This is a genomic window from Paraburkholderia sp. USG1 (assembly GCF_031570135.1).
Classification (GTDB): domain Bacteria; phylum Pseudomonadota; class Gammaproteobacteria; order Burkholderiales; family Burkholderiaceae; genus Paraburkholderia; species Paraburkholderia dioscoreae.
This window is the reverse complement of sequence record NZ_JAMWXW010000006.1, coordinates 305,254-318,661: the sequence shown is the minus strand read 5'-3', so window position 1 is coordinate 318,661 and position 13,408 is coordinate 305,254. Positions and strand designations below refer to the sequence as shown.

Genomic DNA, 13,408 nt, shown 5'->3' with positions numbered 1-13,408 from the left:
ATCCCATGACTACGCAGATTCTGTTCATCCGGCACGGCGAGACCGACTGGAACCGCATCAAGCGCATTCAAGGTCACGTCGACATTCCGCTCGCCACCACTGGGCTGGCGCAAGCGCAACGCCTTGCGCGCCGCATGGCCGAAGAGGCGAAGCAGGGCGCACGGCTCGACGCAATCTATTCGAGCGACCTGCAACGCGCGCAACAAACCGCCCAGCCGGTCGCCGACGCGCTCGGCTTGCCGTTGCAGTTGCGCGAAAATCTGCGCGAGCGTTCATATGGTGCCTTCCAGGGCCATGACAGCGACGAGATCGCCCAGCGCTTCCCCGACGAATACGCGCACTGGCAAACTCGCGACCCTGGCTTCTCGCCGCCGGACGGTGAGTCGCAACGCGCGCTCTACCACCGCGTTCTGCACGCGATCGAGCCACTGGTTGCCGCGCATCCCGGCGGGCGGATTGCCTGCGTCGCGCATGGTGGCGTGCTCGATTGCGTGCGGCGCCTCGCCTGTGGTTTGCCGCTCGATGCGCCGCGTGACTATCCGCTGCTGAACACGAGCGTGAACGCGGTGGATTTCGATAATGGCAAGGCGACGATTGTGACGTGGGCGGACGTCTCGCATCTCGATGCGCCGAGTGCGGACGATAGTTTCAAGAAAGCGACGCAGCCGGGCCGTTGATCGGCACATGCCCGGTTGGGCGGCGTGAGCGTGAGTTTGTTCGGCGGCCGACTTGGACCGTTCGCGAACCTTCCGCTCATTGGCGTAGCGCAAACTTTCGCAAGTCAGCTTGCATGCGTGTCGGTCGCCCTTCGCTGAACTGGCCATCGGCGCGGCGGTTTGCGCGCATATTCCATCCGCGCGGTTCAAGCTGATGTGGGTTGTTCGCGCTTGTGCGAGTTGTGCGAGCCGCGTCCGGCTGCGTTATTCCGGCTCGCGCATGCCCGCAGCCACGCGGCGGCGCGCGCGTTTCGATACGCCATTCACCAGCGCCCAGCGGATCACCGGCGCGACCAGCCGCACGCCGGGTCTCGTGACCGCGCGGCGAAGCGCCGCGTAGCGCCGGAATCCCAGCATCGCCTGCGCCCAATCGGGCAGAAGGTCGACGCCGGCGTTGAGCATCAACACGCCGGCCGGCCGCATCGATGCACTCGGGGCGGGCGCGTTCATCAGAATCCTCACCAGTTCGCGCGTGCGTTCGCTGGCTACGAGCTCAGGCTGCATTGCCTGCAAGTAAGCGTCGATCTCAGCTCGCGAGCGCGGAATGTCCGACGCGCCGAGCATCTCGGCAATGCGCGCGGTTTCCGCGAAATACTGATCTTGCGCCGCAACGGGCAGCGACGGATTCACATAGCGCAAGTGCGCGGTCATGAAACTCGACACCTCGGCGACATGCACCCACGTCAGCAGCGCAGGCTCACTCGCGCGATATGGCCGGCCGTCAGGCGCGACGCCGCTCACGCCCAGATGAATGCGCTTCACACGTTCGACCAGCGCCAGCGCGTCGTGCCGGTTGCCGTACGTCGTGCCCGCGATGAAAGTCGCGGTGCGCCGCAGGCGGCCGAGAATGTCGGTGCGAAACGTCGAGTGGTCCCACACGCCGGCAAGAGCCAGCGGGTGCAATGCCTGGAGCAGGAGCGCGCTGATGCCGCCCGTCATCATCGACGTGAAATCGGCGTGCACTTTCCAGCACACCGAGTCCGGCCCGAACAGGCCCGGGTCGCCCGGAGGGGAAGAATAGTCGAGCGTGGGACCGCTGCCGCTTGTCAGATGCGTGACACCGGCGGCCAGCTTTGAACGGAGCCTGCGGGTAAGAAGCTGCGAGAGACCGCTGGATGAGTTGGGCTGCCTAGTTTGGTCGGACATCCTGATTCGGTCTCGTGCTGCGCGTATCGGCTCAGGTCGCGGCCGAATCCCACAGGCCGGGCAGTGTGCTGCTCGACGAGTCGGGCGCGGCGAGGCCGAAATGCCGGTACGTGAGCAGCGTGGCGACGCGGCCGCGCGGCGTGCGCTGCAGGAAGCCCTGCTGGATCAGATACGGTTCGAGCACGTCTTCAATCGTGTCGCGCTCTTCACCGATAGCCGCCGCCAGATTGTCGACGCCGACCGGGCCACCGTCGAACTTGTGCAAAATCGCTTCGAGCAGCTTGCGGTCCATCAGGTCGAAGCCGACCGCGTCCACGTCGAGCATCTTGAGCGCGGCGTCGGCCACTTGCGCGGTGATATTACCGTCGGCCTTCACCTCGGCGAAGTCGCGCACGCGCCGCAGCAGGCGGTTCGCGATCCGCGGCGTGCCGCGCGCGCGTTTGGCGATTTCGAACGCGCCGTCCGGATGGATCTGCGCATGGAGCAGCGACGCCGAACGCGTGACGATGCGCGCCAGTTGCTCGGCGTTATAAAACTCGAGCCGCGCCACGATTCCGAAGCGGTCGCGCAGCGGGTTGGTCAGCATGCCCGCGCGCGTGGTCGCGCCGACCAGCGTGAACGGCTGCAGGTCCAGCTTCACGCTGCGCGCGGCCGGCCCTTCGCCGATCATGATGTCGATCTGATAATCCTCCAGCGCCGGGTACAGAATTTCTTCGACGACCGGCGAGAGCCGGTGGATTTCGTCGATGAACAGCACGTCGTTCGCTTCGAGGTTGGTGAGCAGCGCGGCCAAGTCGCCGGCGCGTTCCAGCACCGGCCCCGACGTTTGCCGCAGATTGACACCCATTTCCCGCGCAATGATGTGCGCGAGCGTGGTTTTGCCGAGACCCGGCGGCCCGAACAGCAACACGTGGTCGAGCGATTCGGAGCGGCGTTTGGCGGCCTCGATAAAGATTTCCAGCTGGCCGCGCACTTTTTCCTGCCCGACATATTCTTCGAGCTGGCGCGGGCGCAACGCGCGCTCGAACGCTTCTTCGTTCGGCGAGACGGGCGTGGCCGCAATGATGCGCTCGGCGGCGAGTTTGTCGGTTTCGATCATGCGTTCATTGTACCGCGAGCCGCCCGCCGCGAAACTCGGCCGAATGGCCAGGGTGCGCCGCTCGCCGGCATGTGCGAAGCTTCACTCATCGCATGCATGCCGGACACGAGGGTCGAGCGTCAGCCCTTGGACAGCGCCTTCAATGCGAGCTTGATGCCTTCGGAAACGCCGGTACCGGCCGGCACGTTCTTGACGGCGGCCAACGCTTCTTTTTCGGAGTAACCCAATGCGAGCAGTGCGTTCAGGATATCGGAGGCGTGGTCGGATGCCGACGCCGCGCCCGCCATCGCGCCCAGGTCTGCGCCGATCTTGCCCTTCAGTTCGAGGAGTAGCCGCTCCGCCGTCTTCTTGCCGATGCCCGGCACGCGCGTCAGACGCGCCGCGTCCTGCATCGTGACGGTCTGCGCGAGTTCGTGAACGCTCATGCCCGACAGCACCGCCAGCGCCATGCGTGCGCCAATGCCGGAGATTTTCAGCAGTTCGCGGAAGGTCGAGCGTTCCTCGGCGGTGCCGAAGCCGTACAGCAGATGCGCGTCTTCGCGCACGATCATCTGTGTGAGCAACACCACGCGTTCGCCGGTGGAGGGCAGGTTGTAGAACGTGCTCATCGGCACATCGACTTCGTAACCGACGCCGTTGCAGTCGACGAGCAGATGCGGCGGGTTTTTTTCCAGCAGAACGCCGGCAATGCGACCGATCATGGCGAATTCAATCTCGAGAGAAAGGGCGAGTGTAGCGCAGCGAGTGAGCGTCGAGTGGCTCGCGAATCGTGCGTCAATCGCGGTTGATCCATGCGTTGCCGCATGAGCTTCTATCCGACCAGCCGTCCGCGCCTCACGCGCAAACCTTTCTTCGCCAGCGAAGGCGCGATGCCGCCCAACGTGCTCAGCGTCGTGCCGCCGTGCGCGTGGCAGATCGCCATGCCGAGCGCGTCGGCGGCGTCGGTGCCGGGTACGCCGGAGAGATTGAGCAGGCGCACGACCATCTGCTGCATCTGCTCCTTGGTTGCGCGGCCGTAACCCACCACGGCCTGCTTCAGTTGCAGGGCGGTGTATTCGGCGACTGGCACGCCGCCCGCGACCAGTCCGCAGATGGCCGCGCCGCGTGCCTGGCCGAGCAGCAAGGTGGATTGCGGGTTGACGTTGACGAACACTTTTTCGATCGCCGATTGATCCGGCGAGTGCTGGCGGATCAGGGTGGAAATGCCTTCGAAGATGGTGCCCAGACGCGAGGGCAGATCGGCGTCGGCGGTTTTGATGACGCCGCTCGCGACATAGCTGAGCGTGTGGCCGCTTTGGTCGATCACGCCGAAGCCGGTCACGCGCAGGCCGGGGTCGATGCCGAGAATTCTCATGAGGTGCCGCGGGAGCGGTAAAAACCAAGTGCTTGCGATACTACAACACGCGCGTCGCCCGGCGGACGGCGCGCGTCGATGTCAGCGGAATAAAAACTGCTGCGTGTGGTGCAGGGCGGCGCGCAAGGAGGTATTCGCAGATGGAGCGCTATCGGAATCTCAGCGGCGGCTCGGGCGTCGAGGCTTATGAAATCGGCGACGATTTTGTCGCGGTCCGCTTCAGGCATGGCGTGGTGTATTGGTACACCGAGGCGAGTGTCGGCGAACGGCACGTTTCCTCGCTCAAGCGTCTTGCGCGGCGCGGCCGGGGGCTCAGCACTTATATCAGCCGGCACGCCGAGGTGAGCGGAGGTTATGCGAGAAAGGAGCCGGACGATTGAGCGGTGCGTGAGGGGTGGGGCACATGCGGCACGAGCGTGGCGCGAGCACGGTACAAGCAAGGCCAAGCGCCGCGCCAAAGAAAACGGCCCGGCGGAAAACCCGCCAGGCCGTTTTTCTAAAGCTCAGATCTCATCCAGCGGCGCAGTCTCATCAAGAAACACGCACCGCCATTCAACCCGAATCAATGCCGGAAGTGACGCACGCCCGTCAGCACCATCGCAATATTGTGCTCGTCCGCCGCGCTGACCACTTCGTCATCGCGCATCGAGCCGCCCGGTTGGATCACGCAGGTCGCGCCTGCCGCCACCACCACGTCGAGGCCGTCGCGGAACGGGAAGAACGCGTCCGACGCCACGGCCGAACCGGCCAGCGTCAGACCGGCGTTTTGCGCCTTGATGCTGGCGATACGCGCCGAGTCCACGCGGCTCATCTGGCCGGCGCCGACGCCGAGCGTCATGCCATTGCCGCAGAACACGATAGCGTTCGACTTCACGTACTTCGCCACGCGCCACGCAAACAGCAGATCGTCCATTTCCTTCGGCGTGGGGTGACGCTTCGTGACCACGCGCAATTCGCGCGGCTGCACGTTCTTCGAGTCGAGCGATTGGACCAGCAGGCCGCCGCCCACGCGCTTCAGATCGAACGCGTTATGCCCGTTGCCCAGCGCGATTTCGAGCAGACGCACGTTCTGCTTCGCCGCGAACACCTGGCGCGCTGCGGCGCTGAACGACGGCGCGATCAGCACTTCGACGAACTGCCTGGCCACGGCTTGCGCAGCCGCCTCATCCACTTCGCGGTTAAAGGCGATGATGCCGCCGAACGCCGAGGTCGGATCGGTCTGGAACGCCTTCGCATAGGCCTCGTTGGCGTCCGCGCCGACTGCCACGCCGCACGGATTCGCGTGCTTGACGATCACGCACGCCGGCACGTCGAAAGTCTTCACGCATTCCCACGCTGCATCGGAATCCGCGATGTTGTTGTACGACAGTTCCTTGCCTTGCAACTGGTTGTAGTTGGCGAGTGCGCCGGCCGGCACCGACAGGTCGCGGTAGAACGCCGCGCTCTGATGCGGGTTTTCGCCGTAGCGCAGATCCTGCACCTTGTTGAACGCCAGGTTGAACGTGGCCGGGTAAGCGTTGCGCGACGAATGTTGCAACTGGTCGGTCAGGCTCGTCAGGTAGTTCGTGATCGCGCCGTCGTACTGCGCGGTGTGCGCGAACACCTTGGTGGCAAGGCGGAAGTTCGTCTTGTACGACACGGCGTTGCTGTTCGCGCGCATTTCGTCGAGTACGACCGCGTAATCGGCCGGATCGACCACCACCGTCACGTCGCGATGGTTCTTCGCGGCCGAGCGCAGCATGGTCGGGCCGCCAATGTCGATGTTCTCGATCGCGTCTTCCAGCGAGCATTCCTCTTTCGACACGGTCTGCACGAACGGATACAGATTCACGACCAGCAGGTCGATGGTCGGAATGTCGTGCTTTTCAAGCGCCGCCATGTGTTCCGGCAGGTCGCGGCGCGCCAGAATGCCGCCGTGCACCTTCGGATGCAGCGTTTTCACGCGCCCGTCCAGCATTTCCGGGAAGCCGGTGTAGTCGGCGACCTCGGTGACGGAGAGGCCCGCGTCCGCGAGCAGTTTTGCGGTGCCGCCGGTCGACAGGATCCTGACGCCGAGGTCCGACAGCGATTTGGCGAAGTCGACGATGCCGGACTTGTCGGAAACGGAGATGAGCGCTTGCTTGATCATGATGAAGACGAAAAGCCGAAGGGAAACGTGGCAGGGCGCCGGAAAAACTACAACAAACCGTGCTGTTGCAGCTTCTTGCGCAGCGTATTGCGGTTGATGCCGAGATACTCGGCGGCCAGCGACTGATTGCCGCCGGCCTGCTCGAGCACCACTTCGAGCAGAGGTTTTTCCACGCACGAAATCACCATGTCGTAGACGTCGTGCGGATTGGAGCCGTCGAGATCCTGGAAATACATGCCCAGGCTGTCGCGGACAGATTGTTCGATATTGTTCTTGCTCATGCTGCTAGTCGGTCGGTTGGGTCCTCGTCCGTGCTGAGCGTTTCGTCGACGTAGACGAGGCGGTCGGAGATCGCCTTTTGTGCGTCGAAGAACTCGTTGACGGCGAGGAGTTGTTCGCGTGTGGTGTCCAGCGTATTCATGCGATGCCGGAACACGTTGGCGCCAGAAAGGCCGCGAGTGTACCAGCCGATGTGCTTGCGCGCAGTGCGCACGCCCGTAAATTCGCCGTAGAAGGCATAGTGGTCTTCGAGATGCTCGTTCATCACCTGCTGGATTTCGTCGATGCGCGGCGGCGGCAGCAACTCACCCGTTTGCAGGAAATGGCCGATCTCGCGGAACAGCCACGGGCGCCCTTGCGCGGCGCGGCCAATCATGATCGCGTCGGCACCGGTGGCGGCCAACACCTCGCGTGCTTTTTGCGGCGACGTAATGTCGCCGTTGGCGACCACCGGAATGCGCACGGCCGCTTTCACTGCGGCGATGGTGTCGTATTCGGCCTCGCCGTGATACAGGTCGGCGCGCGTGCGGCCATGCACGGTCAGCATCGAAATACCGGCCGATTCGGCCAGACGCGCGACGCTCAGCGCGTTCCGGTTCTCGCGATTCCAGCCGGTGCGGATCTTGAGCGTGACGGGCACCGCGTCGGGCCCGACGCCCACCGCGCCGACCACCGCCTCGACGATGCGCTGCACCAGCGGCTCGTTCTGCAACAGGGCCGAACCGGCCGCCACGTTGCACACCTTCTTGGCCGGGCAGCCCATGTTGATGTCGATGATCTGCGCGCCGTTCGCCACGTTGTAGCGGGCCGCTTCGGCCATCATGGCCGGATCGGCGCCGGCGATCTGCACGGCGATCGGTTCGACCTCGCCCGCGTGATTGGCGCGGCGCATGGTCTTCTCGCTTTTCCACAACTGCGCGTTCGAGGCGACCATTTCCGACACCGCGTAGCCTGCGCCCAGCCGTTTGCAGAGCTGCCGGAACGGCCGGTCGGTCACGCCGGCCATGGGCGCGACGAACAGGTTATTACGCAGATTGTGGGAGCCGAGAGTGGGCATAACGTGAGACGCGGTGAACGCGCGCGACCGATTGCCCAGTTTCTGTCAATCGGAGCGTTCGCGAAATGCGAGGGAAAACCGCTATTTTAGCGTTAACAGATAGCCGACACCCGACATGTGTCTCTCGTAACCCATTAAATCTTCTATGAAAGTGCGCCGGTTCATAGAACCGGCACCGCCCGCGCGGCACCTTGCGCGTGAAGCAAAAAGGCCGTGCGGCGCGAGCGGGTGACGTGCCTAGCGCCGCTGTCCGAACATCATTTGCCGTGCCAGCGCGGTTTTCACCGGCGGCAGGAATTCGAGCGCGGTGAGGGCGAGGCCGCGCATGATCGCGAGCGGCGCGAAGTCGACGGTGAAGAGGCGCGCGAGCGTGTCGGTGGCGCCGATCGTCATGCGCCGGTCGAGTGCGCGGCGTTGCGCGAAGGTGGCCAGCGCGAGCGGCGTCGGGCCTTCCGTCGAGAGGGCGTCGGCAAGCGAGTGCGCGTCGCGCAGACCGAGATTCAGCCCTTGACCCGCCACCGGGTGCAGCGTCTGCGCCGCATTGCCGATCGCGACGATATGCCCGTCGACGAGCGTTTCCACAGCGTTCAGCCCTAACGGGAACGACGCGCGCCCCTTGATGTGCGTGAAGCGGCCCATGCGGTCGCCGAATGCGGCTCCGAGTTCATGCAGGAAGGCTTCGTCGGAGAGTTGCGCGCGGCGCGCGGCTTCCTCGGGCGCGCAGCACCAGACCAGCGCGTAGTCGGCGCCGCGCACGCCGCCCGTCGGCAGCAACGCGATCGGACCTTGCGACGTGAAGCGCTCCCACGCGACGTGCGGTTGTGGTGAGGACACGGTCACGGTGCCGACGAGCGCGGTCTGGCCGTAGTCGCGCGAGCCGGGTTCGACGGCGGTTCGGCCAGCGTGCCGCGCGGCGGCGCCGTCCCGGCCAGTTTGTTGACCGGCGTCTTTCGTCTCGATGCCGGCGGCCCGATTGTCGGGAGTTTCGGCGTCCGCGTGGTGGTCGGACTGCTGGTCCACCTTCGCGCTGGCGCCTTTGGCCACGCCTCGACCTGACTTCTGGTCGCCGAACAGGCCGCCTTCGGCATTCACCAGAATGCGCGTACGCAACTGCCGCGTGACGCCCGCGGTTTCGATCGGCAGCGTGACGCCGTCGAGTTCCTGCGTCGGCGCCCCGGCCGAGGTGGAGCGGAACCAGTGCACCGGGGTGGCGTGCACCGCCTCGGCGAGACCGTGGACGATCGAGCCGTACCGCAGCACGTAGCCGAGCGCCGGCAAACCGTGTTCGCTGTGGTCGATCAGCGTGCGGCCGAAGTGGCCGCGCTGCGAGACGTGAATGCGCCGGATCGCGGTGGCGTCGGCGGGCCAGCGCAGCGGCTCCAGGATCATCCGGCTGCCGTGAGATACGGCGATGGCGCGCGGATCGGCGATCGAATCTTCCGGCTCGCGCGCGTCGATGAGCGCGATCTTCAGTGCCCGCGTCGCGCTGCGGCGCGCGAGCCAGCCGGCCAGCGCCAGCCCGACCGGACCGGCGCCGACGATCGTCACGTCGAAATCGAATGGGTGGCCGCCCGCGCCGGGCTTCAGAATCACCGTCGACTGGGAAACGTCGTTCATTGCGGATTACTTCCTTGCGAGTTACTTCCCTGGGTCATTTCCTGAGTTACTTCCCCGAGTTACTTCACGGCTTCCTGGGCCGCGCGGGCTTCCAGCATCAGCGCCTCGATCTCGTCGGCGGCAACGGGCACGCCGCGCGTGATCAGCTCACAGCCGTCCGGCGTGACGATGGCGTCGTCCTCGATGCGGATGCCGATGTTCCAGTAGCACTCGGGCACGCCTTCGGTCGGCCGGATATACAGGCCGGGCTCGATGGTCAGCGTCATCGAGGCCTGCAGCGTGCGCCACGGCAGCGCGCCCGCTTCGTCGCGCGCCGCGCCGCGTTCGCGGTAGTCGCCCACGTCGTGCACGTCCATGCCGAGCCAGTGGCCGGTGCGGTGCATATAGAAGGGCACGTAGGCGCGCTCGGCGATCACGTCGTCGACCGAGGCAAACTTCGCTCGCTCGATGATGCCGGTGTCGAGCAGGCCCTGCGACAGCACACGCACGGCGGCCTGGTGCGGGTCGTCGAAGGTGGCGCCGGCCCGGGTCGCGTCGATGGCGGCTTGCTGCGCGGCCAGCACGATGTCGTACAGCTCGCGCTGCGCCGGCGTGAAGCGGCCGCTCGCGGGGAAGGTGCGGGTGATGTCGGACGCGTAGCCGTCGAGCTCGCAGGCCGCGTCGATCAGGATCAGGTCGCCGTCCCGAGCCATCGCATTGCCCGCCGGGTAGTGCAGCACGCAGGCATTCGCGCCGGCCGCGACGATCGACGTGTAAGCCGGCGCCTGTGCGCCGAACTTGCGGAACGTGTAGAGCAGTTCGGCTTCGAGTTCGTACTCGTGCACGCCGGGACGGCACGCTGCCATCGCGCGACGATGCGCCTCGGCGGAAATCTGCCCGGCCCGGCGCATGATGGCGAGTTCGTGGTCGTCCTTGATGAGCCGCATGTCGTCGAGCAACGGAATCAGATCGTGCGCGGCGGCCGGTGCGGCGACACCGCCGCGGGCTTGAGCCCGCACCGCGTCGAGCCAGCCGCGCACCCGTTCGTCCAGTTGCGGCGAGGTGCCGAGCGCGTAGTGCAACGACGGCTTGTCGGCAAGCAGACGCGGCAGTTGCGTATCGATTTCGCCGATGGCGAAAGCCGCGTCGAAACCGAAAGCCGCGCGCGCGCCGTCCGGGCCGAAGCGGAAACCTTCCCACGTTTCGCGCTCGACATTCTTCTCGCGGCAGAACAGCACCGAAGCCGGCTCGCCGGGCGCGGCGCTGGCGTCGAGCACCAGCAACGCCTCGGGTTCGGTGAAGCCGGTCAGGTAGTAGAAATAGCTGTCGTGCCGATAGGGATAATCGGCGTCCCGGTTACGCAACGCCTCCGGCGCGGTGGGGACAATGGCGACGCCGCCGCCCGCCGCCCGGAGCGCGGCGAGTATGCGCTCACGGCGCGTGCGGTAGACGTCGATTGCGATGGTGGGTTCGGTCGGCTGGTTCATCGTGCGATTGTAGCGCCCATGCGCGGAGTTATTTTGCGCGGGATACTGGCGCAAGTGGAGGCGAAGGCGCGCACGGCGCTGTTGCAATCCGTCCACAGCGAGTCTGCATGCGGCTCGCGAAGCGTCGCCATGACGCGCGTGAACGCTCGCTTAAGCCGCCAACCACTTATACTTTCGCCGGATTCAGGAAAAGGCAGATGGTAATGATGAAACTCATCGGTTCGCTCGGCAGCCCCTTCGTACGTAAAGCGCGGATCGTGCTGGCCGACAAGAAAATCGACTACGAACTGGTGCCCGAGAATGTCTGGGCGCCGGACACCAGAATTCACACTTTCAATCCGCTTGGCAAAGTGCCGTGCCTCGTGATGGAAGACGGCGAAGCGGTGTTCGACTCGCGGGTCATCTGCGAATACGTGGATACGCTGTCGCCGGTCGGCAAGCTGATTCCCCAGTCGGGGCGCGAGCGTGTCGAGGTGCGCTGCTGGGAAGCGCTCGCCGACGGCGTGCTGGAAGCGGCGGTGCTGATCCGTCTCGAAGGCACGCAGCGCGCGCCCGAGCAGCGCGTGGAAGCGTGGGTCGCGCGCCAGCAGCGCAAGATCGATGAAGCTTTGATCGCGATGGGGCAGGGATTAGGCGGCAAGATGTGGTGTGCGGGCAATCACTACACGCTCGCCGACATCGCGGTGGGCTGCGCGTTGGGCTATCTGGATTTCCGCATGCCCGAATTGAACTGGCGCGAACCGCATCCGAATCTGGACAAACACTTCCAGAAGCTCTCGCTGCGCCAGTCGTTCATCGACACGGTGCCCGTCAACTGAGCCGGCGCCTCATTGCTTGCCGTTCTGCCGCCGCCTGATACCCGGTCCGAACGCAAAGCCGAACGCCAGCAGGAACAATGAAACCGCCAGCACGGTGTTGTTGCCGCTCGTGACATACGGCGTGCTGCCGGAAGTGCCCTGCACCGTGAGGTCGAGCGAGCCGACCGTGTACGGCGTCAGGCGCCCGAGCACCTTGCCGTTGGCATCGATCGCGGCGGTCATGCCGGTGTTGGTCGCGCGCAGCATCGGGCGGCCGGTTTCCAGCGAACGCATGCGCGCGATCTGCAGATGCTGGTCGAGCGCAATCGTGTCGCCGAACCAGGCCAGATTGGTCGAATTGACCAGCACGCCAGCGGGCGTATCGCTTTCGCGAATGGTCCGCGCAATCTCTTCGCCGAAAATATCCTCGTAGCAAATGTCCACGGCAACCGGCTGATTGTGGACGATGAACGGCTTCTGCACCGGCGCGCCACGGAAGAAATCGCCGAGCGGAATGCTCATCAGGTTGACGAACCAGCGGAATCCCCACGGCACGAATTCGCCGAATGGCACGAGGTGATGCTTGTCGTAGCGATACACGTCGCGCGTGCCGGGCGTGACGCCGAACAGGCTGTTCGTATAGTCGATCACCTGGCCTTCCGGCGTAATCGTGCCGCCGATCGCGCCGAACAGGATCGCGCTGCCCGTGGTGTCCGAGAAGTTGCGCACCGCCGACGCAAAGGGCGCCGGCAATTGCTGCGCGAGCACCGGAATCGCGGTTTCCGGCGTGACGATCAGATCGGCCGGCTTCGAGGTAATCATCTGCTGATACTGGTCGATCGCGGCGCGCATGCCGGCTTCCTCGAACTTCATTTCCTGTTTGACGTTGCCTTGCAGCAGGCGCACGGTCAGCGGCGCATTGGCCGGCACGGTCCATTGGACGAGCGGCAGCAGCAGACCGGCTGCGATCAGCGCCAGCGCGATCGCGCCCGGCACCACGACGCGCGACACGCCCGGTTTCCCGCCATTGCGGCTGGCGCCGCTGCTTCCGCCCGGTTGGCGCGAAGGCAGCAGCGGCAACAGCGCCTGCACGATCAGCGCAGCCACCAGCGCCAGCATCCAGCCGACGCCGTACACGCCCGCCACCGGCGCGAAGCCGGCGAACGGGCCGTCCACTTGAGCGTAACCACTCGCGAGCCACGGAAAGCCCGTGAACACCGTGCCGCGCAACCATTCGCCGATCGCCCACGCGCTCGCGAACGCCAGCGCGCCGTGCCATGTGGGCGAGAACGGCGTGTCGTCGTCGGCCGCGCCATTGCGCGCGTGACCGGCGCAGAACGACCAGACGGCCGCCGCCAGCGCGGGATAAACGGCTAGATAGAGCGAGAACAGCGCGACGGCCGCGCCGGCCAGCGGAGCCGCCATGCCGCCGTAGAAATGCATGCTCACGTAGAGCCACCACACGCCGGTCACGAAATTGCCGAAGCCGAACGCGCCGCCGGTCAGCGCCGCGCTCTTCCAGCCGGTAGTGCGCGTGAGCCAGGCGAAGAAGAACGCGAAGATCGCGAGTTCGAGCCAGCCGCCGTGCGGCGTCGGTGCGAACGAAAGCGTATTGGCCGCGCCCGCGGCCAGCGCGACGAGGTAGTGCCAGCGGGGCAGCGTGCGACCGCGTGTTTGCTGGGCGGCAGAGGCGCTCACGCCGCGGCGCGAGCGGGAAGTCATCGGGTCGGCCATTGTTGCGCGGTCGGC

13 protein-coding genes are annotated in these 13,408 nt (G+C 65.6%); 3 read left to right on the top strand and 10 right to left on the bottom strand.

Annotated elements, in window-relative coordinates; all coding sequences use genetic code 11:
* Positions 1-5 precede the first annotated feature (5 nt).
* Positions 6-677 (top strand): histidine phosphatase family protein, encoded by a 672-nt coding sequence (locus NE850_RS11040; protein WP_007180428.1) that lies wholly within the window; start codon positions 6-8, stop codon positions 675-677.
* Positions 678-920: 243 nt separating this feature from the next.
* On the opposite strand, the gene NE850_RS11035 is transcribed toward NE850_RS11040, so the two are convergent.
* From NE850_RS11035 to ruvC, 4 genes are all read right to left on the bottom strand, one after another.
* On the bottom strand, positions 921-1,862 hold the full coding sequence (locus tag NE850_RS11035; protein ID WP_007180434.1) for an oxygenase MpaB family protein: 942 nt from the start codon (positions 1,860-1,862) through the stop codon (positions 921-923).
* Between the two features lie 31 nt (positions 1,863-1,893).
* On the bottom strand, positions 1,894-2,961 hold the full coding sequence (gene ruvB, locus NE850_RS11030; protein ID WP_007180435.1) for a Holliday junction branch migration DNA helicase RuvB: 1,068 nt from the start codon (positions 2,959-2,961) through the stop codon (positions 1,894-1,896).
* A 119-nt stretch (positions 2,962-3,080) separates the two neighbouring features.
* Entirely contained in the window at positions 3,081-3,662 is a 582-nt protein-coding gene (gene ruvA, locus NE850_RS11025) for a Holliday junction branch migration protein RuvA (RefSeq protein WP_007180436.1), read from the bottom strand.
* A gap of 110 nt (positions 3,663-3,772) precedes the next feature.
* Positions 3,773-4,315, bottom strand: a complete 543-nt coding sequence (gene ruvC, locus NE850_RS11020) for a crossover junction endodeoxyribonuclease RuvC (protein ID WP_007180437.1) — start codon at positions 4,313-4,315, stop codon at positions 3,773-3,775.
* A gap of 140 nt (positions 4,316-4,455) precedes the next feature.
* Here ruvC and NE850_RS11015 point away from each other — a divergent pair, with 140 nt between their 5' ends.
* Positions 4,456-4,695 carry a hypothetical protein gene (locus NE850_RS11015; protein WP_007180438.1) on the top strand — a complete coding sequence of 80 codons (240 nt, stop codon included), beginning with the start codon at positions 4,456-4,458 and terminating at the stop codon, positions 4,693-4,695.
* 182 nt (positions 4,696-4,877) lie between these two features.
* Here the strand turns inward: NE850_RS11015 and purH are convergent, their stop codons facing one another.
* The 5 genes from purH to NE850_RS10990 all read right to left on the bottom strand — a co-directional run bounded on the left by purH (position 4,878) and on the right by NE850_RS10990 (position 10,862).
* Positions 4,878-6,443, bottom strand: coding sequence for a bifunctional phosphoribosylaminoimidazolecarboxamide formyltransferase/IMP cyclohydrolase (gene purH, locus NE850_RS11010; RefSeq protein ID WP_007180439.1), 1,566 nt, complete (start codon positions 6,441-6,443; stop codon positions 4,878-4,880).
* Positions 6,444-6,490: 47 nt separating this feature from the next.
* Positions 6,491-6,724 carry a Fis family transcriptional regulator gene (locus NE850_RS11005; protein ID WP_007180440.1) on the bottom strand — a complete coding sequence of 78 codons (234 nt, stop codon included), beginning with the start codon at positions 6,722-6,724 and terminating at the stop codon, positions 6,491-6,493.
* The gene (dusB, locus tag NE850_RS11000) at positions 6,721-7,779 is read right to left on the bottom strand and encodes a tRNA dihydrouridine synthase DusB (RefSeq protein WP_007180441.1); all 1,059 of its coding nucleotides are present in this window, start codon (positions 7,777-7,779) and stop codon (positions 6,721-6,723) included. Before dusB ends, NE850_RS11005 begins: the two co-directional genes overlap by 4 nt.
* A 237-nt stretch (positions 7,780-8,016) precedes the next feature.
* Positions 8,017-9,396 carry a UbiH/UbiF/VisC/COQ6 family ubiquinone biosynthesis hydroxylase gene (locus NE850_RS10995; RefSeq protein WP_007180442.1) on the bottom strand — a complete coding sequence of 460 codons (1,380 nt, stop codon included), beginning with the start codon at positions 9,394-9,396 and terminating at the stop codon, positions 8,017-8,019.
* 59 nt (positions 9,397-9,455) lie between these two features.
* Positions 9,456-10,862: an aminopeptidase P N-terminal domain-containing protein gene (locus NE850_RS10990; protein ID WP_007180443.1), complete on the bottom strand. Its 1,407-nt coding sequence runs from the start codon at positions 10,860-10,862 to the stop codon at positions 9,456-9,458.
* A gap of 203 nt (positions 10,863-11,065) precedes the next feature.
* Between NE850_RS10990 and NE850_RS10985 the strand changes: the two genes are divergently transcribed.
* Entirely contained in the window at positions 11,066-11,680 is a 615-nt protein-coding gene (locus tag NE850_RS10985) for a glutathione S-transferase N-terminal domain-containing protein (RefSeq protein ID WP_197740237.1), read from the top strand.
* Positions 11,681-11,689: 9 nt separating this feature from the next.
* Here the strand turns inward: NE850_RS10985 and lnt are convergent, their stop codons facing one another.
* Positions 11,690-13,393: an apolipoprotein N-acyltransferase gene (gene lnt / locus NE850_RS10980; RefSeq protein ID WP_165187030.1), complete on the bottom strand. Its 1,704-nt coding sequence runs from the start codon at positions 13,391-13,393 to the stop codon at positions 11,690-11,692.
* Positions 13,394-13,408 lie beyond the last annotated feature (15 nt).

What these genes read in the sequence shown, in the direction of transcription:
- NE850_RS11040 (WP_007180428.1), top strand. Translation starts at nt 6, where the DNA reads ATGACTACGCAGATTCTGTTCATCCGGCACGGCGAGACCGACTGGAAC.
- NE850_RS11035 (WP_007180434.1), bottom strand. Translation starts at nt 1,862, where the DNA reads ATGTCCGACCAAACTAGGCAGCCCAACTCATCCAGCGGTCTCTCGCAG.
- ruvB (WP_007180435.1), bottom strand. Translation starts at nt 2,961, where the DNA reads ATGATCGAAACCGACAAACTCGCCGCCGAGCGCATCATTGCGGCCACG.
- ruvA (WP_007180436.1), bottom strand. Translation starts at nt 3,662, where the DNA reads ATGATCGGTCGCATTGCCGGCGTTCTGCTGGAAAAAAACCCGCCGCAT.
- ruvC (WP_007180437.1), bottom strand. Translation starts at nt 4,315, where the DNA reads ATGAGAATTCTCGGCATCGACCCCGGCCTGCGCGTGACCGGCTTCGGC.
- NE850_RS11015 (WP_007180438.1), top strand. Translation starts at nt 4,456, where the DNA reads ATGGAGCGCTATCGGAATCTCAGCGGCGGCTCGGGCGTCGAGGCTTAT.
- purH (WP_007180439.1), bottom strand. Translation starts at nt 6,443, where the DNA reads ATGATCAAGCAAGCGCTCATCTCCGTTTCCGACAAGTCCGGCATCGTC.
- NE850_RS11005 (WP_007180440.1), bottom strand. Translation starts at nt 6,724, where the DNA reads ATGAGCAAGAACAATATCGAACAATCTGTCCGCGACAGCCTGGGCATG.
- dusB (WP_007180441.1), bottom strand. Translation starts at nt 7,779, where the DNA reads ATGCCCACTCTCGGCTCCCACAATCTGCGTAATAACCTGTTCGTCGCG.
- NE850_RS10995 (WP_007180442.1), bottom strand. Translation starts at nt 9,396, where the DNA reads ATGAACGACGTTTCCCAGTCGACGGTGATTCTGAAGCCCGGCGCGGGC.
- NE850_RS10990 (WP_007180443.1), bottom strand. Translation starts at nt 10,862, where the DNA reads ATGAACCAGCCGACCGAACCCACCATCGCAATCGACGTCTACCGCACG.
- NE850_RS10985 (WP_197740237.1), top strand. Translation starts at nt 11,066, where the DNA reads ATGATGAAACTCATCGGTTCGCTCGGCAGCCCCTTCGTACGTAAAGCG.
- lnt (WP_165187030.1), bottom strand. Translation starts at nt 13,393, where the DNA reads ATGGCCGACCCGATGACTTCCCGCTCGCGCCGCGGCGTGAGCGCCTCT.